General features: G+C 60.4%; 25 protein-coding genes and 1 pseudogene. 9 read left to right on the plus strand and 17 right to left on the minus strand.

Annotation, left to right across the window (positions count from 1 at the left end):
• Positions 1–55 precede the first annotated feature (55 nt).
• The 3 genes from dsbG to dsbD are packed head-to-tail and all read right to left on the minus strand — an operon-like array spanning position 56 to position 3,404.
• On the minus strand, positions 56–826 hold the full coding sequence (dsbG, locus tag ACIQU2_RS15160) for a thiol:disulfide interchange protein DsbG (protein ID WP_403142097.1): 771 nt from the start codon (positions 824–826) through the stop codon (positions 56–58).
• The gene (locus tag ACIQU2_RS15165) at positions 802–1,668 is read right to left on the minus strand and encodes a prolipoprotein diacylglyceryl transferase family protein (protein ID WP_403142100.1); all 867 of its coding nucleotides are present in this window, start codon (positions 1,666–1,668) and stop codon (positions 802–804) included. Before ACIQU2_RS15165 ends, dsbG begins: the two co-directional genes overlap by 25 nt.
• Positions 1,668–3,404 (minus strand): protein-disulfide reductase DsbD, encoded by a 1,737-nt coding sequence (gene dsbD / locus ACIQU2_RS15170; RefSeq protein WP_403142103.1) that lies wholly within the window; start codon positions 3,402–3,404, stop codon positions 1,668–1,670. Before dsbD ends, ACIQU2_RS15165 begins: the two co-directional genes overlap by 1 nt.
• A 153-nt stretch (positions 3,405–3,557) precedes the next feature.
• Here dsbD and ACIQU2_RS15175 point away from each other — a divergent pair, with 153 nt between their 5' ends.
• From ACIQU2_RS15175 to ACIQU2_RS15195, 5 genes are all read left to right on the plus strand, one after another.
• Complete coding sequence (locus tag ACIQU2_RS15175; protein ID WP_074878741.1) at positions 3,558–4,241, plus strand: response regulator; 684 nt, start codon at positions 3,558–3,560, stop codon at positions 4,239–4,241.
• Entirely contained in the window at positions 4,238–5,563 is a 1,326-nt protein-coding gene (locus ACIQU2_RS15180) for an ATP-binding protein (RefSeq protein ID WP_403142106.1), read from the plus strand. Before ACIQU2_RS15175 ends, ACIQU2_RS15180 begins: the two co-directional genes overlap by 4 nt.
• A gap of 214 nt (positions 5,564–5,777) precedes the next feature.
• Positions 5,778–6,263 (plus strand): GNAT family N-acetyltransferase, encoded by a 486-nt coding sequence (locus ACIQU2_RS15185; RefSeq protein WP_403142109.1) that lies wholly within the window; start codon positions 5,778–5,780, stop codon positions 6,261–6,263.
• 77 nt (positions 6,264–6,340) lie between these two features.
• Positions 6,341–7,753: an aspartate aminotransferase family protein gene (locus ACIQU2_RS15190; protein ID WP_347805434.1), complete on the plus strand. Its 1,413-nt coding sequence runs from the start codon at positions 6,341–6,343 to the stop codon at positions 7,751–7,753.
• Positions 7,754–7,834: 81 nt separating this feature from the next.
• Positions 7,835–8,062: an MbtH family protein gene (locus ACIQU2_RS15195; RefSeq protein ID WP_008152757.1), complete on the plus strand. Its 228-nt coding sequence runs from the start codon at positions 7,835–7,837 to the stop codon at positions 8,060–8,062.
• 149 nt (positions 8,063–8,211) lie between these two features.
• Here ACIQU2_RS15195 and ACIQU2_RS15200 read toward each other — a convergent pair whose 3' ends face one another.
• The 9 genes from ACIQU2_RS15200 to ACIQU2_RS15240 form a co-directional block, all read right to left on the minus strand.
• Positions 8,212–9,135, minus strand: a complete 924-nt coding sequence (locus ACIQU2_RS15200; protein WP_347805435.1) for a metal ABC transporter solute-binding protein, Zn/Mn family — start codon at positions 9,133–9,135, stop codon at positions 8,212–8,214.
• Entirely contained in the window at positions 9,136–10,035 is a 900-nt protein-coding gene (locus tag ACIQU2_RS15205) for a metal ABC transporter permease (protein WP_003226663.1), read from the minus strand.
• The gene (locus ACIQU2_RS15210) at positions 10,035–10,913 is read right to left on the minus strand and encodes a metal ABC transporter ATP-binding protein (RefSeq protein WP_403142115.1); all 879 of its coding nucleotides are present in this window, start codon (positions 10,911–10,913) and stop codon (positions 10,035–10,037) included. The genes ACIQU2_RS15205 and ACIQU2_RS15210 overlap by 1 nt, the downstream gene beginning before the upstream one ends.
• Entirely contained in the window at positions 10,910–11,836 is a 927-nt protein-coding gene (locus tag ACIQU2_RS15215; protein WP_403142118.1) for a metal ABC transporter substrate-binding protein, read from the minus strand. Before ACIQU2_RS15215 ends, ACIQU2_RS15210 begins: the two co-directional genes overlap by 4 nt.
• Positions 11,837–11,871: 35 nt before the next feature.
• The gene (locus tag ACIQU2_RS15220; RefSeq protein ID WP_403142121.1) at positions 11,872–12,444 is read right to left on the minus strand and encodes a DUF6162 family protein; all 573 of its coding nucleotides are present in this window, start codon (positions 12,442–12,444) and stop codon (positions 11,872–11,874) included.
• Positions 12,441–12,770, minus strand: coding sequence for a hypothetical protein (locus ACIQU2_RS15225; protein WP_347805439.1), 330 nt, complete (start codon positions 12,768–12,770; stop codon positions 12,441–12,443). Before ACIQU2_RS15225 ends, ACIQU2_RS15220 begins: the two co-directional genes overlap by 4 nt.
• The gene (locus ACIQU2_RS15230; RefSeq protein ID WP_403142124.1) at positions 12,767–13,309 is read right to left on the minus strand and encodes a thiamine pyrophosphate-binding protein; all 543 of its coding nucleotides are present in this window, start codon (positions 13,307–13,309) and stop codon (positions 12,767–12,769) included. Before ACIQU2_RS15230 ends, ACIQU2_RS15225 begins: the two co-directional genes overlap by 4 nt.
• Complete coding sequence (locus ACIQU2_RS15235) at positions 13,306–14,505, minus strand: PepSY-associated TM helix domain-containing protein (RefSeq protein WP_403142167.1); 1,200 nt, start codon at positions 14,503–14,505, stop codon at positions 13,306–13,308. The genes ACIQU2_RS15230 and ACIQU2_RS15235 overlap by 4 nt, the downstream gene beginning before the upstream one ends.
• Before the next feature lie 387 nt (positions 14,506–14,892).
• On the minus strand, positions 14,893–15,351 hold the full coding sequence (locus ACIQU2_RS15240) for a VOC family protein (protein WP_347805441.1): 459 nt from the start codon (positions 15,349–15,351) through the stop codon (positions 14,893–14,895).
• Between the two features lie 342 nt (positions 15,352–15,693).
• On the opposite strand from ACIQU2_RS15240, the pseudogene ACIQU2_RS15245 reads away from it, so the two are divergent.
• Together ACIQU2_RS15245 and ACIQU2_RS15250 are read left to right on the plus strand one after the other, a co-directional pair.
• Positions 15,694–16,155, plus strand: a pseudogene (locus ACIQU2_RS15245) (acyl-CoA dehydrogenase family protein); the annotation flags it as partial.
• Positions 16,118–16,852, plus strand: coding sequence for a MetQ/NlpA family ABC transporter substrate-binding protein (locus ACIQU2_RS15250; RefSeq protein ID WP_403142128.1), 735 nt, complete (start codon positions 16,118–16,120; stop codon positions 16,850–16,852). The pseudogene ACIQU2_RS15245 and the gene ACIQU2_RS15250, both read left to right, overlap by 38 nt.
• Positions 16,853–16,961: 109 nt before the next feature.
• On the opposite strand, the gene soxR is transcribed toward ACIQU2_RS15250, so the two are convergent.
• Positions 16,962–17,429 carry a redox-sensitive transcriptional activator SoxR gene (gene soxR, locus ACIQU2_RS15255; RefSeq protein ID WP_403142131.1) on the minus strand — a complete coding sequence of 156 codons (468 nt, stop codon included), beginning with the start codon at positions 17,427–17,429 and terminating at the stop codon, positions 16,962–16,964.
• A 95-nt stretch (positions 17,430–17,524) separates the two neighbouring features.
• On the opposite strand from soxR, the gene ACIQU2_RS15260 reads away from it, so the two are divergent.
• Positions 17,525–17,890, plus strand: a complete 366-nt coding sequence (locus tag ACIQU2_RS15260; RefSeq protein WP_347805444.1) for an antibiotic biosynthesis monooxygenase — start codon at positions 17,525–17,527, stop codon at positions 17,888–17,890.
• On the opposite strand, the gene ACIQU2_RS15265 is transcribed toward ACIQU2_RS15260, so the two are convergent.
• The 4 genes from ACIQU2_RS15265 to msuE all read right to left on the minus strand — a co-directional run bounded on the left by ACIQU2_RS15265 (position 17,887) and on the right by msuE (position 22,064).
• Positions 17,887–18,990 carry a sigma-54 dependent transcriptional regulator gene (locus tag ACIQU2_RS15265; RefSeq protein WP_347805445.1) on the minus strand — a complete coding sequence of 368 codons (1,104 nt, stop codon included), beginning with the start codon at positions 18,988–18,990 and terminating at the stop codon, positions 17,887–17,889. The genes ACIQU2_RS15260 and ACIQU2_RS15265 overlap by 4 nt on opposite strands.
• 23 nt (positions 18,991–19,013) lie before the next feature.
• On the minus strand, positions 19,014–20,201 hold the full coding sequence (locus ACIQU2_RS15270; RefSeq protein WP_403142136.1) for an acyl-CoA dehydrogenase family protein: 1,188 nt from the start codon (positions 20,199–20,201) through the stop codon (positions 19,014–19,016).
• A 143-nt stretch (positions 20,202–20,344) separates the two neighbouring features.
• On the minus strand, positions 20,345–21,490 hold the full coding sequence (ssuD, locus tag ACIQU2_RS15275; protein ID WP_403142138.1) for an FMNH2-dependent alkanesulfonate monooxygenase: 1,146 nt from the start codon (positions 21,488–21,490) through the stop codon (positions 20,345–20,347).
• Between the two features lie 10 nt (positions 21,491–21,500).
• A complete protein-coding gene (gene msuE / locus ACIQU2_RS15280; protein ID WP_403142141.1) occupies positions 21,501–22,064 on the minus strand; it encodes an FMN reductase in 564 nt (187 codons plus the stop codon).
• 422 nt (positions 22,065–22,486) lie between these two features.
• Between msuE and ACIQU2_RS15285 the strand changes: the two genes are divergently transcribed.
• Positions 22,487–22,756 carry a hypothetical protein gene (locus ACIQU2_RS15285; RefSeq protein ID WP_347806164.1) on the plus strand — a complete coding sequence of 90 codons (270 nt, stop codon included), beginning with the start codon at positions 22,487–22,489 and terminating at the stop codon, positions 22,754–22,756.
• Positions 22,757–22,798 lie beyond the last annotated feature (42 nt).

Consider the following 22,798-nt stretch of genomic DNA (forward strand, 5'->3'; position numbering starts at 1 on the left):
CAGGGATAGGCGATCAACTGTGGGAGCGAGCTTGCTCGCGATGGGGTCGGTGGGGTCACTTAGGCCCGAGAATTTGCACCAGCTTGTCCGGCGACGGCGCGCCTTGCTGTTGTTGCAGCTCGCCCTTGTCGTCCATGTAGAAAATCGCCGGGGTGGCCTGCAGCTCCAGGTCTTCCATCAACTGCATGTTGGCCGCCAGCTTCGCCTGAATCGCCGGAGGCACGTTTTTCAGGGCTTTTAGCGAGCTTTTCTTGCCTGACTTCTCATGGTCTTCCAGCGCTTTCTGCGGATCCTTGGCGGCCAGCAGCGCAGCCGATTTCCCCGGACTGTCTTCGCGAATGATGCCGACCATGATGTGCCGCAGCTGCACCTTGCCAGCCTTGACCCATGGCCGCGCCTGTTCCCAGAACACGTTGCAATAAGGGCAGTTCGGATCGCTGAACAGGTACACGATCCGCGGTGCATCTTTCTTCCCGTCGCCGATCCAGTTGCTGGCTTCCATCTTGCCCCAGACTTCCTTGGCCATTGGTGCGTAAACCATCTTCTGCAACGGCGCGCTGGTCAGGTCGTTGCCGTCGGCGTCGTACAGATTGCCGAGCAGTACGTGCTTGCCATCCGGGGTCAGGTACAGCGCCATGCCACGGTTCTGGTACTGCGCCGCATAACCGCGCAAGCCGTCGGGAGCGTCGAATTGGCCGACGATTTTTGCGCCCTTGGCTTCGATTTTCTTGATCGCTTCGGGCAATTCTTCGGCGGCCTGCACCGACGGTAGATGCAGCAGGGCGGCGCCCAGGGTCAATGTCAGCAGGTGGCGGAGGCGGGGCATGGCAATTTCCTTGAAGAGGTGGCCGGTACGGCAGGATTCGGGGTGTCGAAGTTTTCCAGGGCGCGGGCCAGGCTGGCTTCCGACAGCTCACCCAGATGGCTGCCCAGCAGGCGACCGTCGGGACTATAGAACAGCGTAGTCGGCAACGCCATGGAACCGACGGCCTGGCCCAATCGGCCACTGCCGTCAAAAAGTACGTTGGACAAGCTCAGGCCCTGGGTTTCCAGAAAAGTACTGACGCTTTGCATGCTTTCAGCCTGGTTGACGAACAGGAACGTCAGGTCCGGGCGGTGTTGCTGGGCGTTTTCCAGCACCGGCATTTCCCTGCGGCATGGCGGACACCAGGTGGCCCAGAGATTGATCACCAACGGGCCGCCCTTGTAGTCCGCCAGTTGCACGGTTTCACCGGCGGCATTGCGCAGGGTAATTTCCGGCAGGCGTGTGCCTTGTTCGTAAATGGTCAGAGAGAAGGTCGCCAGCAGCCAGAACGCCAGGCCGCTGGCCACGCCAAAGCCCAACGGCCGGCGCAAGCCCGGGCGACGCCAGCCTCGATACAACGCGGCAAGCAGCAGCACGATCACACCCGGCCAGGCGAGGAAACCGCCGTCGCGCAGGTCGATGATCTGCCACGGATCGTTGCGGTACTGCGCCCAGTAGGCGATCACGAAGCTGATTCGGGCGGCCAGCATGCCCAGCAGGAACAGGCTGAACAGCACCGACTCCGGGTTCTCGCCGCCACGCTTGGCCACCCGCCAGCCGATGAATGTCGCCAGCGCCAGGGCACTGATCAGCAGCAGGTGATTAAGCGCGATGGCAAAAGTGCCGAGGGTAAAGGTCAGCATTAACGGGCGTCTCGGGTAGTGGTCCAGCGTTGCAGGAAGGTGCCGGCATCGACCTCACCGGTGATGCGCTGGCTGCGACGCTCGATGCCGTCGGCGCCGATCCACAGCAGGCTCGGTGGCCCCGGCACTTTATAACGGCCGAGCAGTTCGCGGCTCGCGGCATTGTCGGCGGTGACGTCCAGCCGTAGCAAGCGCACATCGCTCAAGGCTTCCAGTACGTGGGCTTTGCCGAACACCTGTTTTTCCATGACCTTGCACGACACGCACCAGTCAGCGTAGTAGTCCAGCAGCACCCATTGGCCCTGAGCCTGTGCCGCGTCTAGCTCCCGTTGCAGAGCTGCCGGGTCCTTGATCGTGGTGAATGCGTCGTGGCCAACCGGGTTTGCGGTGCTGCTCGAGTTTGAAGCGCTGTAGACCTGCAATGGCTTCAACAGGTCGTCGCCGCCGCCAGCGGCACCGATCATCAGCAGGCTACCCCACACACCCAGCAATAGTGAGCTGGCGCCGAACACATGGGCTACGCGACCGAAACCTTCCGACTGTTTCCAGGCGCTGTACGCGGCAATCAACAGTAACGCACCGCACAAACCAATCCACATTGATTCATCCAGCACCGGACGCAGCATCAGCAACGCGGTAGCGAGGAACAGGAAGCCGAACACGCCCTTGAGCAGGTTCATCCAGGCGCCAGGTTTGGGCAGGAAGCGATTGCCGACGGTGACCAACAGCAGCAGCGGTACGCCGATGCCGATGCCCATGGCGAACAGAATCAGCCCGCCATGCAGTGCATTGCCGCTTTGAGCGATGTAGAGCAAGGCGCCCGCCAGCGGGGCGGTCATGCACGGGCCCACCAGCAAACCGGACAAGGCACCCAACACACCGGCGCCGAACAGGCTGCCGCCGCGCTGATTGCGCGAGACATTTTCCAATCGATCACGCACGGCCACCGGCAGTTGCAACTCGAAGAAGCCGAACATCGGCAACGCCAGCAACACAAACACAGCCGCGAAACTGCCCAGCAACCAAGGGTTCTGCAACAACGCCTGCAGATTCGCCCCCAGCAGCGCGGCCAGAACGCCCATCGCCGCATACACCAGCGCCATGCTCACGACATAGCTGGTGGCCAAGGCGAAACCGCGCTTGGGCGTGGCGCCACTGCCGACAATCAAACCGCCCAGAATCGGCAGCATCGGCAGCGAGCAAGGCGTGAAGGCCAGCAACAGCCCCAGACCGAAGAACACCAACAAGCTCCAACCCAGCGCCCGCTGTTGCAGGTCGCTGGCCAAGGCTTGGTCCGGCGCTTCGTTTATCGCTGCGGTAGTCGATTTGCCGCCCAGATCCACGACCTGAGTTTGCGGCGGATAACACAAGCCGGCATCGGCACAGCCCTGGAAGCCCACTTTGATTTGCCCCGTGGCACCAGCCGGGATCTTCAGTTCCAGGCCTTGGCGATAGACCTGCTGTTCGCCAAAGAACTCATCGCTGTGCGCTTCGCCGTCAGGCAATACAGGCTTGTGTTCCGCGGGCAAGCCATCGAATTTCAGGCGTTGCTGGTAGAGGTAATAACCGTCGGCGATCTGCCAATAGAGCTGGGTTTCACCGGAATCAAGGCGTTCGGAGGTGAAGATGAACGCCTTGCCGACGGGTAGAAAGTCGGGTTTGGTCGCGAACGGATCAGCCCCTGCCTGGGCCAGACCCGAGATCAGGAGAACAAAGAATAGAAACAGTCGACGCATGGGTAAGCCTTGTCCCTGTGCAAGTGAAGTGCACAATGGGCGGCGTCGATTAACCGATGATTAACCGCGGTGGCCTTGTGGCATTGGCGTTTGCGGCATAATGTCCGCTTAATCGGCCACCGGCCTAATCACCTTTTTTCAACAGGTCTCACCATGCACGTACTGGTTTGCGAAGACGACGAGTTGATCGCCAGCGGCATTGTCGCCGGCCTCACCGCTCAGGGCCTGACGGTAGAACATGTCGCCACCGCGTCGTCTGCCCGGGCGATGCTCAAGGTCGCCGAGTTCGATGTGATGGTGCTCGACCTCGGTCTGCCCGATGAAGACGGTTTGAAGCTGCTACAGCAGTTGCGACACAGCGGTCTGGAAATCCCGGTGTTGATCCTCACCGCCCGGGATTCAGTCACCGACCGCGTCGACGGCTTGCAAGCCGGCGCCGACGATTACTTGCTCAAACCGTTCGACCTGCGCGAACTCGCCGCGCGCCTGCATACCCTGCTGCGACGGGTGGCGGGGCGCAGCGTCAACCTGATCGAGCACGGTCGCCTGACTTATGACCCAAGCAGCCGTGAAACCATGCTTGGCGGCCAGCCGGTGGACCTTTCCCGTCGTGAGCAGTCGCTGTTGCAGGCCTTGCTGCATAACCGGGGCCGGGTGCTGTCGACCGAGCAATTGAAAGACAGCGTTTATGGTTTTAACGATGAGCTGGAAAGCAATGCCCTCAACGTGCATATCCATCACCTGCGGCGCAAACTCGGCAATGGCATTGTCGAGACGGTGCGCGGCCTGGGCTATCGCCTGGGGCCGGCCGATGGCGCAGAGGAATTGAAAAAGTGATGAGCCTGCGTTTGCGCCTGAGCCTGACACTCGGCGCCGCTTTTGCGCTGATCTGGGCCCTGGCGGCGGCCTGGATGCTCAGCGATTTGCGCAATCAGATGATGTTTTCCCTCGACCAGCGGCTTGTAGCGTCGGCGCGGATGGTCGCCGGCCTGATGGAGCAGTTGCCGGCATTGCCGAGCAAGGGCGAGGGCACCCATTTCAGCGCTGAACAACTGAATATCCCCGGTGGCATGGCCTGTCAGGTCAGTTCGCTACGTGGCGAAATCCTCGCCCGCAGTCACACCGATCCGCAACAAACCCTGGAAGCCGAGAAAATGGGCTTTCACGACCAGATGATCGACGGCGCACCGTGGCGCAGTTTCACCCTGGCCCGTGGCGACGTGCGCATCACCACCGCCGACCGGCAGATCGAGCGTGAGGCGCTGAACATGTCGATCCTGCTGGCCGCTTCGGTGCCGGTGGGCGTGGCCTTGCTCGGTTGCCTGTGCCTGCTCTGGCTGGGGATCGGCCAGGGGCTGGCGCCACTCAACCGCATGCGCGATGCCTTGATGCGCCGCAGCGCCGATTCTCTCGAACCCTTGCAAATCCAGCCGCTGCCCAGCGAACTGCAACCGTTGCTGGACACCCAGAATCAGTTGTTCCTGCGCATCGGCAAGACCATCGAACGGGAACGCCGTCTGACCGGTGACGCTGCCCATGAATTGCGCAGCCCACTAACAGCGATCAAGACCCACCTGCAAGTGGCGCGCATGACCGACGGCGCGGCCCGGGATCAATCCTTGGCCCGGGCCGAAGAGGGCGCCGATCGCCTGCACCGGACCCTTGAGCAATTGCTGTTGCTCGCGAGGGTCGAGGGCAGTCTGTCATTCGATGACGGCGTGCAATGCAGCGCCGAGCAGGTGGCGAAACTGGCGATTCAGGACGCCGCCAGCGGTGATCGTCAGCGGATCAAATTTCAGATGCCGCCGAAGATCTCTCACGCCCCGGTGCAAATGCCCGCCGTGCTGTCGATTGCCGCGCTGCGCAACCTGCTGGACAACGCGCTGCGGCATACCCCGGGCGACGGCGCGGTGGAGCTGAGTCTGGTAACCACCGGCAACCGCGTGCAGTTTGTGGTTCGGGACCATGGGCCGGGCATTGCCGAAGACGATCTGCAACATTTGACCCAACGCTTCTGGCGCAACGGCCAGAGCACTGGCTGCGGCCTGGGTCTGGCGATTGTCCAGGCGATTGTCCAACGTTGCGGCTGTACGTTGCATTTCGACAGTCGGCCGGATGGGTTGCGGGTTGAGTTGACGATGCCTTTGCAACCCATCTGATCACCCCCCAATTCCCTGTGGGAGCGAGCTTGCTCGCGATGACGGTCTGTCAGTCACATCAATACTGGATGTGCCGCCGCTATCGCGAGCAAGCTCGCTCCCACAGGGGTTCTATGTCGCACATCAAATGTAACTTCTCTCCATTGGCATTTAAGCCGTCCCCGGCGCTATCGTCCCCGGCAGCTTTTTCTCAATGGATTGAGGTAACAGCGCCATGGATGCACCCCTACACATTTGCAAGGCAACCCCCGCCGACGCCGGCATCATCAGCCGCATCGTCGAGCGATCCATCCGCGTCGGTTGCGCGCTTGACCATCGCAACGATCCGCTCACCGTCGCCACCTGGACCCACAACAAGACCATCGAACACGTGCAGCCCTGGCTGAGCGACCCGCGGTTGTACCTGAACATTGCCCTGTTGCAGGACAAACCGGTCGGCGTCGCGATGGCTGCGATCAGCGGCAAGGTCGCGTTTTGTTACGTGCAACCGGAATGGTTTCGTCGCGGGGCCGGGCAAGCGCTGGTGCACAACCTTGAAGGCTGGTTGACCGATCAGGGTTTGCGCCAGGCCCGACTCAACAGCACCCGCACCAGTGAAGCGTTTTACCGTCATCTGGGTTACCAGCCTTGCGCCGAAACCTTCGCCGTAGCCGGGCTCCACGCGATTCCCATGCACAAAGCGCTGCCACCACCTTCATAGAAAGCTGATCGAGGGTCTAAATCCTCGGCGCCCTGATGCGTTTCCAGAACAGGAAAACCTTATTGAGGGGTCGAGAGATGTCAGTCGCTACCAGCCTTATGGAAGATCAGTCGGCCCGGATCACTCCGGCGCCGACCGAGACGCTTTATCAGTTCAACGAATCGCCGCTGCTGGCCCGTCAAAACCAGCAGGAATCGAATGCCCGCAGCTATCCGCGACGCATTCCCCTGGCCCTCAAACGGGCCAAGGGCATTTATGTCGAAGACGTCGAAGGCCGTCGTTTCATCGACTGCCTGGCCGGCGCAGGGACGTTGGCCCTTGGACACAACCATCCGGTGGTGATCGAAGCGATCCAGCAAGTGCTGACCGATGAACTGCCACTGCACACCCTCGACCTGACCACCCCGGTCAAGGATCAATTTGTCCAGGACCTGTTCGGTCTGCTGCCGCTGGCTTTGGCCGCTGAAGCCAAGATCCAGTTCTGCGGCCCGACTGGCACCGACGCGGTGGAAGCCGCGCTGAAACTGGTGCGCACTGCCACCGGACGCAGCACCGTGCTGTCGTTCCAGGGCGGTTATCACGGCATGAGCCAGGGCGCGCTGAGCCTGATGGGCAGTCTGGGGCCGAAGAAACCCTTGGGCGCCTTGCTCAGCAGCGGCGTGCAGTTCATGCCGTATCCCTATGATTACCGCTGCCCGTTCGGGCTCGGCGGCGCGCAAGGTGTGAAGGTCAATCTCAACTACCTGGAAAACCTGCTCAATGATCCAGAAGCCGGCGTGCAGTTACCCGCAGCGGTGATCGTCGAAGTGGTGCAGGGCGAGGGCGGGGTGATCCCGGCCGATCTCGACTGGCTGCGCGGCCTGCGGCGGGTTACCGAAAAGGCCGGTGTCGCGCTGATCGTCGACGAGATTCAGAGCGGTTTTGCCCGCACCGGCAAGATGTTCGCCTTCGAGCACGCCGGGATCATTCCGGACGTGGTGGTCATGTCCAAAGCCATCGGCGGCAGTCTGCCGCTGGCCGTGGTGGTCTATCGCGACTGGCTCGACACCTGGCTGCCGGGCGCCCATGCAGGGACCTTCCGCGGCAATCAAATGGCCATGGCCGCAGGTTCTGCGGTGATGCGTTACCTGACCGAACACAAGGTCTGCGAGCACGCTGCCGCCATGGGCGAACGCCTGAGCGAACACTTGCACATCCTGCAGCGGGACTTCCCGCAACTGGGTGATATCCGCGGTCGCGGCTTGATGCTGGGTGTTGAACTGGTCGATCCGACTGGCGAGCTGGATTCGCTGGGTCATCCACCGATTTTCGGTCGTCTGGCGCCGCTGGTGCAGCGTGAATGCCTCAAGCGCGGCTTGATTCTTGAACTGGGTGGTCGTCATGGCGGCGTGGTGCGTTTCCTGCCGCCGCTGGTGATTACCGCTTCGGAAATCGATCGGGTGGCCGAGATATTCGGCCGGGCCATGGCTGCTGCCACCGCCAGCCTCTAAATTTGTCAGTCTCTGACACGTTCCTTCTACATAACGGCTGCGCACGCAGTGCAGCCCACCCTACAGCGATGGAGAAACACCATGACTTCAGTATTCGACCGCGAGGACATCCTCTTTCAGGTCGTGGTCAACCACGAAGAGCAGTACTCGATCTGGCCCGACTACAAAGCCGTGCCTGCAGGCTGGCGCACCGTGGGCAAGAGCGGCTTGAAGAAGGAATGCCTGGCTTACATCGAAGAAACCTGGACTGACATGCGTCCGCTGAGCTTGCGCCAGAAGATGGAGGAACAAGCGGCTGTGGCTCATTAAGTCACCGCGCAAAAAGAAGCCCGCTGAACCGATATAGGTCAGCGGGCTTTTTGGTTTTTGAACGTCAAAAGATCGCAGCCTTCGGCAGCTCCTACATTGGGATTGATGTACACCCTGCAGGAGCTGCCGAAGGCTGCGATCTTTTGATCTTAGGCCGAAGGCCCGTCACTCAACTCCTTGATCAGCAAATCCACATTCCCCTCCAGCTCGGCCACCGGATCCGCCGCATCCACACTCAACACCACCAGGCGACTCCCAGCCTCAGCAATCACCGCTTTCACCGCATCCGACGGTTGTCGGTGATGCAGCACCACCGCAACATCATTGTCCTTGAGCGTCGCACCCAATTGCTTGAGCGCTTCAGGTGACCACTCGGCATCCGGCCGCGCATCTAGGCCGATCAGCTCCAGGTTGAGGCCGCCGATCAGATAGCCAAAGTGATCGCTCAGGCTCATCACACTGAGGTTGTCGACACTGGCCAGCCGCGCTTCGCTGTCGGCGCTGAACTTGAGCAAGCGCTGTTTGAGCGCCGCCAGGTTGGCCTCGATCTTCGGCTTGGCCTCGGGCGCCAGGCGCACCAGGTCCGCCGCCATGACGTCCGCCATCCGCCCCATGTTGTTGCTGGAAAACCACGGCTGACTGTTCAATCCATCAACCTTGTTGCCCGGCTGCACGGCGATGCCGGGCAGGGCGCCGTCCACCGGGCGGGCGGCGTCGACCTCGACGATGCGGATGTTGTTACGCCGGGAGATCGGGTAAAGCGGATCATCCGCCCACAGCGAACGCAGACCAATCACTGCATCGGCGTCGGTCGCCAGTTTGGCCAGCGCCGGAGCGCCACGACCTGTGAAGTACGCGGTCTGACGGCTACCGGGCAGGTTCGCCGGCGCGGCACGTTCAAGGTTGACGTCGGTGCCTTTGAGCAGGACTTCGCCCAGGCCATAAGTGATCGGCAAGGACGCCAGCACGCGTAACGGTTTGGCGCTGTCAGCCGCAAAAGTTGTGTTGACCAGCCCGTACAAGGTCAATGTGAAGGTCAATGCCAGGGTCAATTGACGCAGAGAAAAAGACATTTATCCGAGATTCCCTTTCAGACTGGGGACAACGCCACGCGCAATGGCGGCGAGAGCGAAGGCGATACCGGCCACCAGAATGATCGCGGCGCCGGACGGGATAGGCAGGTCGAAGACAATCGGCGCGAGAATCCCGCATAGCGTGCTGACCGTGGCGATCAGCACCGAGCACCAGAAAAAACCCTTGAGCGACTGGCTGAGCAAACGCGCCGCCGCCGCTGGAATCACCAACAGGGCGCCGACCAGAATCGCGCCGATGACTTTCACCGCGGCCACGGTGATCAGCGTCACCAGAATCACAAACAGATAATCCAGCGTCTTCACCGCCACACCGCGAACCGCCGCCAGTTGCGGGTTGAAACTGGCCAGCATGATGCGGTTGTACAGCGGCAAGGCCAGCGCCATGACCAGCGAACCAACGATGGCCAACACCAGCAAATCATTGCCGTTCACCGTCAGCACCGAACCGAACAGCACGTTTTCAAGGATGTGTACGTTGATCTTGCCCGCCAGAATCAGCAGCAGACTGGCACCCAGCGCCAACGACACCGACAGAAACACACCGATCAACGTATCCGGCGCCAGACCCGTGCGGTTGCGCAGGTAGTTCAGCAAGATGCCGAACAACAAGCAGTAGCCGAACAGGCTGCCGTAAGGTCCGGTGTAAGGTTCGCCCAGCAGAATGCCGATGGCCACGCCGGTCAACGCTGCGTGGCCTACCGCTTCAGAGAAAAATGCGAAACGCTTGACCACCACCAACGTCCCCAAACCGCCCAGCACCGGGCCGATCAGCAAGCCGGCGAGCAATGCGTTGACCACAAATCCATAGGCCAGCGCCTCGGGCAAGTAACCCGACGAGGCCCACCCCTGGACCATCAAACGAAAGGCTTCGTAACTCATCAGGCAGCGCTCCGTGGATGGGTCGAGAACAGAGTCAGCAATCGTTCCGGAGTCAGTGCCTGTTTCGGCGAGGCATCGAACAGTACCCGGCGATTGAGCCCGGTGACGCGATCTGCCAGCCGTCCAACCGCTTCCAGATCATGCTCGATCCACAGCACGGTGATTCCGCTTTGACGCCAGTCGCCGAGCAGCCGTTCGAACACCTGAATTCCCGCCTCATCCAAAGCCGACATCGGTTCATCCAACACCAACAATTGCGGCGCCGGAATCAACCCTTGAGCCAGCAACACACGCTGACGCTCACCGCCGGACAACGCACCCATGCGCCGCCTGCGTTTGTCCTGCATGCCGACCCGTTCCAGGGCTTCGCCAATCGCGGCGGCGTAATGCTTGCTCAATCCGAGGAACGCCGGACGCCGCTGGCACATCGCGGCCATGAAGTCGTCGACGGTCATTGGTAGGCCGCGGTCGAATTCCAGAGCTTGAGGCACGTAGCCGATGGTTCCCGGGGTGCCGGGCCATTGCAGACTCAAGCGACCCTGATGCGGCATCTGCCCGAGCAAGGTCTTGATCAGCGAACTCTTGCCGCCACCGTTGGGGCCGACCAGCGCATGCACGCTGCCGGGCTGGACCTGAAACGTGACGTTGTCGAGGATCGTCGTGCGGCCCAGCGTCAGGCTGACCTCCGCAAAATCCAGCGTCGGCCCCGAAACCTGTGGGAGCGACGGTGCGACGATTCGACTTGCTCGCGATAGCGGAGTGTCATCGAACATTGATGGCGACTGATCCACCGCTATCGCGAGCAAGCTCGCTCCCACAGGGGATTCAGATTCCTTCAGGATGGGGTTCGGTGTGCTGAGTGTTTCTTTCGCCGTCATGCCCCGGACTCCTGAATTGCCCGGACCACGGTGTTGAGGTTGCCGGTCATTTCCTTTTCGTACTTGTCGGCGGTGTATTCGCCATAGGAAATGTGCGACAGCGGGTACAGCTTCACCCCGGATTCACGCTGGATGGTCCCGACGTAGGTGGACGGGAAATCCATCTCCGAGAAGATCACTTTCACGTCCAGTTCACGCAGTTGATCGATGGTTTTTTTCAACTGGCTCGGGCTCGGTTCGATGCCGTGGGCCGGTTCGACCACAGCGGTCACTTCCAGGCCGAATTCGCGCAGCAAATAGTCGTACGCCGCGTGAACCGTGGCCACTCGCAGTTCGGCGTTCGGCGCCTGGGTCAGCTTCGCCAGGGCGTCGGCGCGCATCTGCCGCAGGCGTTTGCCGTAGGCGCGGGCGTTCTGGGTGTAGATCTTGGCGTTGGCCGGGTCGAGCTTGCCCAGTTCCCGGGCGATGTTGTTGACTTGGGCAATCGAGGCGCTGATCGACAGGAACGTGTGCGGGTTCACGACCTTGCCGGCGCCGCGAGCGGCGACGCCGGTGGCGGCCAGCAACGGCACGTTTTCGTTGGCTTCGATCACCGGGATGTTCGGGGTTTCGCTGGCGGCGATCATGCGGTCGGCAAAGTCGTCATGGCCGACGCCGTTGAGCACGACCACGTCCAGACCGCTGATGCGCTTGATGTCTTCGGCGCGCGGCTCGTAGGCATGCGGGTTGAAACCGGCCGGAATCAGCGGCACCACCTCGGCCTTGTCACCGACGATGTTCGCCACGTAGCTGTAATAAGGGTGCAGGGTGATGCCGATGCGCAGGCGCTTGGCTTCGTCGGCACTGGCCAGCGGGGTCAGCAGACAAGCCAGTAAGCCGACCAACATCAGGCGCAAGAAAGAACGTTGAGATGAAATAGGCATGGGAAAGCGGTCTTCTCTCGGGTGAAGGCGAGGGTTCAGTGCCGGTGCTGGCGGGTCACGCCGGCATCGAATTGCGCGACGATCTGCTGCCAGCCGGCGCTTTCCAGCGCGGCGTCGGTGAGATCGGTCGGGGCCGCGAGGGCTTTGCCGCGGTTAAGCCAGACGTCCGGCGCATCGTCGTCAGCGGTCAAGCGCATCAGAAACGAACCCGCCACGGTGGGCGTCTGGCTCTGGCCGAAGTAAGCCTTGGCGTCGAGCAATTGCCAGGCATGACCGCCGCGGCTGACGGAACTGGCGTCCTGGGCGAACGGCGCAAAACCCTCATCGGCGAGGGCGGCGGGGGCGGGTAGCGCCTGTTGCTCCTGACGCAGCAGATGAATTTCGTCGAGCGTCACCCGCAGGTCGGCGTAGATGCCTTGCTCGGACGCGCTCAAGTCACGGCGGGCATCCAGTTGATGGCTGCCAACGCTGCTGACTCCCTGAGACTCACCGCGCCAGGCGACCACCGAGCCGGCAACAGCGAGGATCATCAGGCACAACAGCAACACATAGAGGGTTTCATGGCCGGCACCGGCCGGGCGGACGATTTGCGTAGTCGGCGTACTCATGGGGCTTCGATGTCCGCTTGGTCAATCTCGACGACGTGGCCGGGGCCGGCATCGAACAGCACGTAGAACTCGGCGCCGGGCTTCTTGAAAGTCAGGGTTGAATCGGCGCCGAGCTTGCCCGGCACCAGGATGGTTTCGTCATAGCCGATCACGTCCAGGGTCACCCCCGGCGCGCCGCTGCCGTCGGAGAAACCGCCGGTGCATTTGATCTGCTCGGCGTCGATGGCTGTGCATTCGCACATCGGGTTGTGGGCCAGGGCGCTGGCGCTGAAACCGGCGCAGAGCACCAGTAGCACGGCACTTAGAGGACGTATAACGTTGATCATGGTTTGCCTCCTTGTTGGTTCAGCCAGGCGAGGGTGGCCGGGGATGCCTGGCTCAGGGGGACGGAGGCCTGATGCATGGCGCCGTCCCAGCCTTCCATGGTGATCCAAAGCTCGGCGTCGGCTTTGGTCTTCTCGGGGATCGGCAACATCGCGCCCATGCGGTACGGCGTGCCGAAGAAAATCACCCCGGCAGCCCGCAGGCTGCGCGGTTTACCAATGCGCAGGTACGTCGCCTTGACCTGATCGCGACAGGTGTCGCACAGCGCCGCGTTGAAGCTTTTCATATAGCCGGCCGGACCATCGAGGGTCGGTGCTTCGTTGCGCAACTCGGCCAGGCGCAGGCTCCAGGGCCCCACCTGAACCTCGCCGATTTCCCGCTCACCCAGGCCGGTGTCACCGCGAAACAGCGCAGCGTCGGCGAAGTACTTGGGCATAAAACCCAGCGGCACCAGCAACAGCAGAACATTGATGTGGAAGCGCCATTTGTGCCACAAACGACTCAGTTTCGAAGCCGGTTTATCAGCGATGAACAGACTCATTGGCTGACCTCCGTGGTTTCACGGCTGTTGGCCGGAGCGGTCTGACTGCGCGGGCGTTTGTTGCTGCGCTTGAGGGCGTTGGCCGTGGCCAGGGCGGTGCGCTTGGTCCAGATCAACAGGCCGCTGAGAACCATCATGCTCAGGATCAGGCCGAAGAAGAACCAGATCAGCTTGATCCAGATGCCGCCGAAATCCCCGGTGTGCAGCGGACGCATGGATTCGGTCACCAGCTCCAGGCCGGAACGGTCCGACAACAGGCGGGTGGCGGCGATGTCGCCGGTATACGGGTTGATGTCCGCGGTCTGGAACATCAGCGGATACCAACTGCGTCCGCCTACCGAGAGATAGCTATAGGCATTGGCAGGCAGGCTGACGAAGCTGTCGTCCAGGCCGGGAATACGTTCCTTGGCTTCGCGGATCGCCGTCTCCAGGCTGATCATCGGCGCTGGCGAACCGTCGGCAGTCAGCGGGACACTTTCACGCGGGACCACAGCAGCCACCGGCGCAGTGGAAATCGAAATCTGGTTATCGAACATGAACGCCTGAATCAGAAACCAGGTGCTGGTGATGGAAATCACCGCGATGAACCAGATCGACCAGATGCCGCTGAGGCGGTGAAAGTCGCCCCAGAAAATCCGTGCACCGTGACGAATGCGCAAGGTCGGTCGCAAGAATCCTTTCCAGAAGCGCTTGTAGACCACCAGCCCGGTGACCAACGACGCCAGCAGCGGCAAGCTCAGGAATGACACCAGGTACCAGCCCCAGCTGTAACCGTTGGTGAACGGCACCAGCCACCAGCCATGCAGGGCGCGGGTAAACGCCTTGAAATTGAATTGCGGGGCAGTGCCCTGAATGACGCCGCTGTAGGGGTTGACGTAAACCGTCATCGAGCGACCGTCGGGGTAGCTGACGTCCACATCGAGGGCGAAGTGCGATTCATCGGGCCGGCTGATGCCTTCGACCAGTGTGTTCGGCTCCGCTTTTTTGATCGCGGCGATGATTTGGTCGTAACTGAGCAGCGGCGCATCGTCCGAGGGTTGGCTGGCGCGCATTTGCGGGTTGGCCAGCCAGACGATTTCCTGGCTGACCACCGCCAGGGTGCCGGTCACGCAGACGATCAGTACGAAAAACCAGATCGGCAATGCCAGCCAGCTGTGGACCAGAAACCAGAGTTTTGAACGGGATTTCGACATGATTAAAGGTCTTGTTTCGATGAGAGGGCCTCTGCTGCGGGCTTCCCAGCGATGAGGTCCATGAAAGGCCGAACCGTGGCTTTTGCCTACGCGGACCGACTGCATCTAAATAAGACGGATGAGCATCGAAAATCCCGAAGGGGGATATGAAAGTAAATGTTTCGCGATATCACTTGGCTGGTTTCTGTAGGAGCGTTGTGCGCAAGGCGCAAAGCGTGGTGTGCTCGTTCATGAAGTGTGTTCAAGGGGATATGCGGTGCCTGTTCGGACGCCATCGCGAGCAAGCTCGCTCCCACAGTTGATCTTGGGTGTTCACAAACAATGTGATCACAGAAGATCCTTGTGGGAGCGAGCTTGCTCGCGATGGGGCCCTGTCAGTCACAGAAGGGCTCAACTCTGCTTGAACATCTCCTTCGCCCGCTGCTCAATTTGCTCCTGAGTCAGATCCTCCTTGCGCGTGGCCAGAAACCACAGATGCCCATAGGGATCCTTCAGGGTCCCCGAGCGGTCGCCATAAAACTGATCCTTGACCTCGGACACCACCGTGCCGCCAGCCGCAATCGCCTGTTTGTAAGACTTGTCCACATCGTTCACATACAGATGCAGCCCCACGGACGGCGACTTGTCCGGATTGCTCAATGGCCCCTGATCGCACGGCGTGCCAAGCATGATCGGGCAATCGCCGATACGCAGTTCGGCGTGGCCGATGCCGCCATCGGGCATGGACAGGCGCATGACTTCGGTGGCGCCAAAAGCTTTCTTGTAGAACTCGATGGCTTCGGCCGCTTTTTGAATGCCCAGATACGGGGTGATGCTGTGATAACCCTCTGGAATGGGTTTGACGCTCATGATGGTTCTCCCTGTTTTTTGTTTTGGGATGAAGGTGGTCCTTCGCCGATTTACAACCTGTGAAGAGTAGTAGGAGCTGCCGAAGGCTGCGATCTTTTGACCTTGGCTGCGGTGCGGCCGACGAAAAATCAAGATCAAAAGATCGCAGCCTTCGGCAGCTCCTAGAGGGTGTAAGGCATAACAACGCCACTGTTCAGCCATCAACAGCGAAGCAGCAGATTGCCCGGGTTGCTGATGAAAAAAAACCTTTGAGCGGCCCATAACCCCCGAAAACATTGGCTCGGACGGTCAGGCACAGAAGCTGCAATGCCCTCTGCTAAACATTGGTGCCGAGAGACTTGTATGCCTCAATCTGCCGTTTATCCGATCAACCCACCGGCCGCCCATCGGATCGCCAACGAAGCCGAAGCCTTACGCGTCGCCGAACGTATTGCCGCGGTGTTACTGGAGCAAGACGCCGAGCGCGACCGCACCCGCCAAGTGCCCGCCGAGATCGTCGATCTGTATTCCAACAGCGGTTTGTGGGGCATCAGCGTGCCGAAAGCATTTGGCGGCGCGCAGGTGTCCTATGCGGTGCTGGCGCAGGTCATCGCGATCATCTCGGCGGCCGATCCGTCCCTGGGGCAAATCCCGCAAAACCACTATTGCCTGCTGGAAGACATTCGCCTGCAAGGCACACCTGAGCAGCAAACGCACTTCTTCGGGCTGGCGCTGCAAGGTCACCGCTTTGCCAATGCCTTGTCGGAAACCGGCGGCAAGAACGTGCATGATATTCAGGCGACCCTCCGCCGGTACGGCGACGGCCGCCACCCCGGTGCCCCACGCGGAGATCCTCGAATTCGTCAAGCCGACCCTGGCCAAGGAAGGCGTGGACCTCGACATCAAGGTCTTCACTGACTTCATCCAGCCCAACCAGCAATTGGCGTTAAAGAACCTCGACGCCAACTATTACCAGTACCGGCCATTTCTCGATGACTTCAACAAAACCCGCCATACCAATCTGGTGCCGGTAGTCGGTGTGCACATTGAACCGTTTGGTGCTTACTCGACCAGGATCAAAAGCATCGCCGAACTGAAGGATGGCGCCACGGTGTCGATTCCCAATGACCCGGTGAACACCGGTCGCGCACTGGTGCTGTTGCACGAAGCCGGCCTGATCAAACTCAAGGAACCGAGCAACACCCTGGCGACTCAACGGGACATCATCGAAAACCCCAAGCACCTGAAAATACGTGAACTGGAAGGTGCGCTGCTGGCCCGTTCGGTGAGTCAGGTGGACCTGGCGTTTGTCTTCGCCAACTACGCCCTGGAAGCGGGAATCGACACCAACAGCGCGTTGATCGTCGAGAAGGGCAAGAGTTTGTACATCGAGTTTCTGGTCGCGCGGCCGGACAACATCAACGACCCAGGCTTGCAGAAACTGGCAAAGGCGCTGAATTCCGATGAGGTTCGGCAGTTCATCCTGACTCGCTACAAAGGGCAGATTGCACCGGGGTTCTAAAAACTCATCGACTGACAGGCCGCTTTCGCGAGCAGGCTCGCTCCCACATTTGATCTGTGGCGTTCACAAATCCAGTGTGGGAGCGAGCCTGCTCGCGAAGGCCGCACCGCTATTTCGGACCTGTCCCGGGTTCCAGCAGCTGCGCCCCCGGCCCCTGTTCCCCCAGCACATCGCCAAAGTTGCGCAACGGGCATGCCTCCATCGACAAACATCCACACCCGATGCAGCCATTGAGCCGGTCCCGCAGCAGCACGAGCTGATTGATCCGCTCATCCAGATCCCGACTCCACTGCGCCGACAACACCTTCCAGTCCGCCGCCGTCGGCGCCCGATTGTCCGGTAGCGATTTCAATGCCTCACCAATCACCGCCAACGGAATGCCCAATCGCTGAGCCACTTTGATCAACGCCACCCGCCGCAACACTTCCCGTGGAAAACGCCGCTGGTTGCCCTGGTTGCGATTACTTTTGATCAAACCCTTGGATTCGTAAAAGTGCAGTGCGGTGACCGCGACGCCGCTACGCGCAGCCACTTGGCCGACGGTGAGTTCTTTATGCAGATTTTCCGAGGTGATCATTTAAAAAATGCCTCTTGACCTCAAGTTAACTCGAGGTTTTACCCTGCCGGCCTTCGGATCGCAAGATCCGGCTTACAGGTGAGTGGGGACTATTCATGCAACTGTCAGAGAAAAATCGCAGCTTCACCCAATTGATTGAATTCGAGATTGAACCCCATCAACAGCCCGCACTGGTGTCGGCGCTTTCGAAGCAGACCGAGCGTCTCGCCCAGGGTTACAGCGGTTTTCTGAGTGCCAGCATCCAGGCCAGCGACGATGGCCGGCGGGTGCTCAACTATCTGCAATGGCAAACACGAGAGGCGGGAGAGGCCGCGTTCAAAAGCTTTGAAAGCGGCGAGCAGGATTTCTGGCAACTGATCCGCGCCCATCAGGCGAAAACCGTGACCTTCGGCTCGTTCCAGGTGCTGCACAGCCTGGAACGCAGCCACGACAACGCACTGCACTGCAATCTGGTGGGTTAGATCGACAGCTGCATGACACGCTCGCCCTGAAGGTTTTCCGTGGCCCGGCGCTTGTTCACCGCCAGTTCGCCGATCTTGATCAGTCGCGTGCGGGTTACGTTGCGGCTCAACCCCAGCAGCGCAGCGGTGTGCACCTGGTTGTAATGGCTGAAGCGATAGGCGGCTCGCAGCAACGCGTCTTCGACTTTCTCGTGCAGCGCACCGGCCTGTTCTTCGAAGAGTTTTTGAAAGGCCCGATCGAGCAGGGCTTCCGGTGAATCGTCGACGTTGCTGTGGTAATCGTCCTGACGCTCGATGCGCATGTTCGACAGCCGCAGGTCGTCGCGTTCGATCACGCCGTTACGGCAGATCAACAGGGTGTGGTGAATGACGTTTTCCAGTTCGCGGATGTTGCCCGGCCAGCTGTAGCTGCGCAGTTTCAGTTCGGCGTCTTTGCTGATGGTGATGGTGCCGTAGCCGAGGCGCTGGCTGTAGGCTTCGACGAAGTGTCGGGTCAGCGGCAGGATGTCGCCGGGGCGGTCGCGCAGCGGGCTCAATTCCAGGCTGACCACGTCGAGGCGGTAGTACAAATCCTCACGGAAATGCCCGGCGTTGATGGCTTTCTCCAATTGCACGTTGGTCGCCGCCAGCACGCGCACATTGATAGGAATGCTCTTGCGCGAACCCAGTCGCACCACTTCGCGCTCCTGCAACACCCGCAACAACTTGACCTGAATCGCCATCGGCAAATCGCCGATTTCATCGAGGAACAACGTACCGCCATCGGCCTCCTCGAACCAGCCGGCCTTGGCGCTCAGCGCACCGGTGAAGGCACCTTTTTCATGGCCGAACAACTCGGCCTCCACCAGGGATTCAGAGAACGCGCCGCAGTTCACTGCCACAAAAGGCCGGTTACGGCGGGCGCTGAGGTTGTGGATATGTCGCGCCACCAACTCCTTGCCGGTGCCGGTTTCGCCGATGATCAGCACGCTGGCTTCACTCGGTGCGACTTGTTGAATGTGGGCGAGCAAGGCTTGGGATTTAGGGTCTTCGAACACCTGCGCCGTGGCGCGGATCGAGGTGGCCAGAGCGGGCGAGGGCGGTAAGGTCAGCAGTTGCATGGGCAAGCTCCATGAATAGAAGGCTATGAATAGAAAGTCGGGATCGGCAGGGACTGGTTGAGCGCCCAGTCACCCAGTTCATGGAGTTTGTAGTCCACCGGGTCATGCAGGGTTTGCGTGCGCAGGTTGCGCCAGTGGCGATCCAGTCGCAGTGAGGCATGAGTTGAACGGGCGCCGGTTACTTCGAACAACCGGCTACAGAGTTCCAGACCGTTGCGGGTGGCAGCGACCTTGGTCGTGGCGATGGCAGTAGCGAGATGCCCACGCTCTTCGGCGCTGAGGTTCGGGCCTTTGGCCCAGGCCTTGTCGAGCAACCCGGCAGCGCGCTCCACCAGCAGTCGAACACTTTCGAGGGCGACCCAGAATTCGCCGTAGTGGCCGAGTACATAAGGATCCTGACGCACATCCTGAGCATTGGATTTGTGCCACGGACGGGTCTCGGTGAGGGTGTATTGCCGCGCTTCTTCGAAGGCACCCTCGGCGATGCCGAGGAACATGTGTGTGAAGGTCAGCTGGGCAATCAACGGCCGGAGGCAGGCGAATGGCGTACTCAGCGGACCCGGATCGAGCAGCAGTTCCGACTCTTCGACTCGTACCCGTTCGAATGTCGCGCTGCCGCTGTCGGTCTGGCGCTGGCCCATGTTGTTCCAGTCGTTATGCAAGGTGATGCCGCTGCGACCGCTGGGAATCGCGGCGATCAACAGCTTGCCGCCAGCGCTTTCGTCCACCGCCGAGGCAATCAGCATTTGCGAATCGCTGGCGCCGGAGCAGAAACTTTTCTTGCCGGAAAATTCACGCCAGTCACCGAGGTTCTTCACCACGGTGCGGGTGTCCAGCGGGTTCAGGGCGTTACCCCAGAACCAGTTTTTGCGTGCGGTCTGTTCGAACCATGGCTGCCACTGCTCGGGGCGGGCGAACAGGCGCACGGTGGCGAGCATCAGGTGATGGAAGCCGAAGACATGGGCAATTGAACTGTCGACCTTGGCGAATTCGCGCACGATGGTCAGGGTGTCACTCCAGCTGGCGCCGAGGCCGCCATACTGGGTGGGAATGCTTAACGCGAGCAGACCGCTGTGGCGCAAGGCATCACGTTCGGCTTTGGGCGTACCGCCACGTTCATCGCGCTCGACAGCGGTCAGGGCAAACTCGGCGGCCAATCGGCGGGCGGTCTGCAAGGGGGATATCAGGGCGCTTTGCGGCTTGGCAGTCACACGGAATTTCCTATATGTCGATGGACCACCGTAGGAGCTGCCGCAGGCTGCGATCTTTTGGTCTTGATCTTTAACATCAAAAGATCGCAGCCTCGTTTCACTCGTCAGCTCCTACAGGGGCGGGGCGGATCCGGCGGGCAGGATCAGGCTTTGGCGTGAGCCGGGAGCACATCATTGGCGATCATTTCGCCAAACGGCCCGGTAAGATTCGTGACGCCGCGCCCGGCCAGGCTGGCGTACGGCTCAGGCAACAACGGGAACACCAGCTCGGCAAAACGGTAAGCCTCTTCGAGGTGCGGATAGCCGGAGAAGATAAAACTCTCGATTCCCAGGTCCGCGTACTCCTTGATTCGCGCCGCCACTTGCTGCGGATCGCCCACCAACGCCGTCCCGGCGCCGCCACGCACCAGACCGACACCGGCCCAGAGGTTGGGGGATATTTCCAGATTGTCACGACGCCCGTCATGCAACGCCGCCATGCGCCGCTGACCTTCGGAATCGAAACGCGAGAACGACTTCTGCGCTGCCGCGATGGTCTCGTCGCTGATGTGCTCGATAAGTTTGTCAGCCGCTATCCAGGCCTCTTCGGCGGTCTCGCGGACGATCACGTGCAAGCGAATCCCGAACTTCACCGTGCGACCGTTTCGCGCGGCACGTTCACGCACATCGGCCAGTTTTTCCGCCACGGCGGCCGGTGGTTCGCCCCAAGTCAAATAGACATCAACCTGCTCGGCGGCCAATTCATGGGCTGCCTCGGAAGAGCCACCGAAGTACAGCGGCGGATAGGGTTTTTGCACCGGCGGATACAGCGCCTTGGCGTTCTGCACTTGCAGGTGTTTGCCTTCGAAATCCACCGATTCGCCTTGCAGCACCCGGCGCCAGATTTGCAGGAATTCGTCGGTCACTTCGTAGCGTTCGCTGTGATCGAGGAAGATGCCGTCGCCACGATTTTCATCCGGGTCACCGCCTGTGACCACGTTGATCAGCAAACGGCCATTGGACAGTCGATCCAGTGTCGCGGCCATGCGCGCCGAGATCGTCGGCGAGATGATTCCCGGCCGGATCGCTACCAGATAACGCAGACGTTCGGTCAGCGGCACCAGCGCCGAAGCAATCACCCACGAATCCTCGCAGGAGCGCCCGGTGGGAATCAGCACGCCGTGGTAGCCGAGGCTGTCGGCCGCCTGAGCCACTTGTTTCAGGTAGCTGAGTGTCACCGGGCGAGCGCCCTGAGTGGTGCCCAGGTAATGGCCGTCGCCGTGAGTCGGCAGAAACCAGAAAACATCCATGAAAAAATCCTTAAGCGATTTTCAGCAGATTTTTGGGGTACACGCCAAACAACGGCGCGGCGCGTTCTGCAGCCAGTTGTATGCGGGCCTTGAGAAGTTCACTGGTTATTTGGTAATTGGAGAAATCAGCTTCGGTGGCGTAGACGCCAATCGGCAAGGTCAATGCCTGGAAGAAACTGAACAGCGGCCGCAACTGGTGATCCAGCACCAGCGCATGACGTTCGCTGCCACCGGTGGCGGCCAGCAATACCGGCGTGTCGATCAGCGCGTTGAGGTCGATCAGATCGAACAGATGCTTGAGCAGTCCAGGGTAGGAACCGCGATAAACCGGCGCGGCGACGATCAGCAGGTCGGCGTTCTCGATCGCTTGCAGCTCGGCTTCGATCTCGGCGCTGAATTCTTGGCGGGACAGTGCGGCGCCCAATGGTCGGGCGATGTCACCCAGTTCAATCAGCTTGCTTTCAATCGGCAATTGCTCGGCCAGTTGCGCCAACAGCGCCTGGGTCAGCACCAATGTGCGAGACGGACGCCAGGTACCGCCGGAGAGGGCAACGACTTTCAATGGACGCGACATTATCAGTTCCTTTTTAAACAGTTGCTCAGGGATCAGTGACTAGTCACTGACAGAGAGCAAGAGCTGTACCAATCCCTCGGAGCCTCGATTTACGGGGCTTTCAGCGTGTTGAACCGTAGATGCTGTTCGATTAGCAGGGCTGTTTGTTGAATGACTGTTGCGTGACAAACAGTTGCGTAGGCAACAGTGCGTGATGCGATGGAGTTGTTATAAAGGCTTGCTGTTATTCCGTAAAAGATCATTAAAAGATATTTATAGATCTTGTAGGTATATAAAAGGCCTTTGTAGGAGCTGCCGAAGGCTGCGATCTTTTGATCTTGGCCAACCCTGATACCCACTATCGAGAGCGTTGATTTCTGCCCGTCGAAGGGTGCGGGTAGCCTGTGTTCATTGCCCCGAACTCAGATGCCAGGACGCCAGACATGAAACCTCTAATCGCCACTTTCTTGCTGCTCGCGGTCTCCGTTCTCGCTGGATGTGCCAGCCATGTTTCACCGGAATTGCGGCCGTACACCGCCGAAGAAAGCAAGGAACTGGCGTTGGAAGACTTGAATCGTCGCGGTTTGTCCTTCGACGAGTACCACGCAAAAAAAGCCGAATTGCTCGGCCAACCGCAAAAATCATTCAGTTTCGACAAACAAGGCGAGATGAACGCCGAACGTGCTGTACAGCTTCACGGTCGTCCTAGCTGATCGAAAACTGTACCGCTCGAAGTTTCACGCAACTGTCCGTGG

It is taken from the genome of Pseudomonas sp. NPDC098740, assembly GCF_044760065.1.
Taxonomy (GTDB): Bacteria; Pseudomonadota; Gammaproteobacteria; order Pseudomonadales; family Pseudomonadaceae; genus Aquipseudomonas; species Aquipseudomonas rossensis.

Excerpts from the sequence above, each read along its gene's own strand:
- dsbG (WP_403142097.1), bottom strand. The coding sequence starts at position 826 with ATGCCCCGCCTCCGCCACCTGCTGACATTGACCCTGGGCGCCGCCCTG.
- ACIQU2_RS15165 (WP_403142100.1), bottom strand. The coding sequence starts at position 1,668 with ATGCTGACCTTTACCCTCGGCACTTTTGCCATCGCGCTTAATCACCTG.
- dsbD (WP_403142103.1), bottom strand. The coding sequence starts at position 3,404 with ATGCGTCGACTGTTTCTATTCTTTGTTCTCCTGATCTCGGGTCTGGCC.
- ACIQU2_RS15175 (WP_074878741.1), top strand. The coding sequence starts at position 3,558 with ATGCACGTACTGGTTTGCGAAGACGACGAGTTGATCGCCAGCGGCATT.
- ACIQU2_RS15185 (WP_403142109.1), top strand. The coding sequence starts at position 5,778 with ATGGATGCACCCCTACACATTTGCAAGGCAACCCCCGCCGACGCCGGC.
- ACIQU2_RS15190 (WP_347805434.1), top strand. The coding sequence starts at position 6,341 with ATGTCAGTCGCTACCAGCCTTATGGAAGATCAGTCGGCCCGGATCACT.
- ACIQU2_RS15195 (WP_008152757.1), top strand. The coding sequence starts at position 7,835 with ATGACTTCAGTATTCGACCGCGAGGACATCCTCTTTCAGGTCGTGGTC.
- ACIQU2_RS15200 (WP_347805435.1), bottom strand. The coding sequence starts at position 9,135 with ATGTCTTTTTCTCTGCGTCAATTGACCCTGGCATTGACCTTCACATTG.
- ACIQU2_RS15205 (WP_003226663.1), bottom strand. The coding sequence starts at position 10,035 with ATGAGTTACGAAGCCTTTCGTTTGATGGTCCAGGGGTGGGCCTCGTCG.
- ACIQU2_RS15210 (WP_403142115.1), bottom strand. The coding sequence starts at position 10,913 with ATGACGGCGAAAGAAACACTCAGCACACCGAACCCCATCCTGAAGGAA.
- ACIQU2_RS15215 (WP_403142118.1), bottom strand. The coding sequence starts at position 11,836 with ATGCCTATTTCATCTCAACGTTCTTTCTTGCGCCTGATGTTGGTCGGC.
- ACIQU2_RS15220 (WP_403142121.1), bottom strand. The coding sequence starts at position 12,444 with ATGAGTACGCCGACTACGCAAATCGTCCGCCCGGCCGGTGCCGGCCAT.
- ACIQU2_RS15225 (WP_347805439.1), bottom strand. The coding sequence starts at position 12,770 with ATGATCAACGTTATACGTCCTCTAAGTGCCGTGCTACTGGTGCTCTGC.
- ACIQU2_RS15230 (WP_403142124.1), bottom strand. The coding sequence starts at position 13,309 with ATGAGTCTGTTCATCGCTGATAAACCGGCTTCGAAACTGAGTCGTTTG.
- ACIQU2_RS15240 (WP_347805441.1), bottom strand. The coding sequence starts at position 15,351 with ATGAGCGTCAAACCCATTCCAGAGGGTTATCACAGCATCACCCCGTAT.
- ACIQU2_RS15250 (WP_403142128.1), top strand. The coding sequence starts at position 16,118 with ATGATATTCAGGCGACCCTCCGCCGGTACGGCGACGGCCGCCACCCCG.
- soxR (WP_403142131.1), bottom strand. The coding sequence starts at position 17,429 with ATGATCACCTCGGAAAATCTGCATAAAGAACTCACCGTCGGCCAAGTG.
- ACIQU2_RS15260 (WP_347805444.1), top strand. The coding sequence starts at position 17,525 with ATGCAACTGTCAGAGAAAAATCGCAGCTTCACCCAATTGATTGAATTC.
- ACIQU2_RS15265 (WP_347805445.1), bottom strand. The coding sequence starts at position 18,990 with ATGCAACTGCTGACCTTACCGCCCTCGCCCGCTCTGGCCACCTCGATC.
- ssuD (WP_403142138.1), bottom strand. The coding sequence starts at position 21,490 with ATGGATGTTTTCTGGTTTCTGCCGACTCACGGCGACGGCCATTACCTG.
- msuE (WP_403142141.1), bottom strand. The coding sequence starts at position 22,064 with ATGTCGCGTCCATTGAAAGTCGTTGCCCTCTCCGGCGGTACCTGGCGT.
- ACIQU2_RS15285 (WP_347806164.1), top strand. The coding sequence starts at position 22,487 with ATGAAACCTCTAATCGCCACTTTCTTGCTGCTCGCGGTCTCCGTTCTC.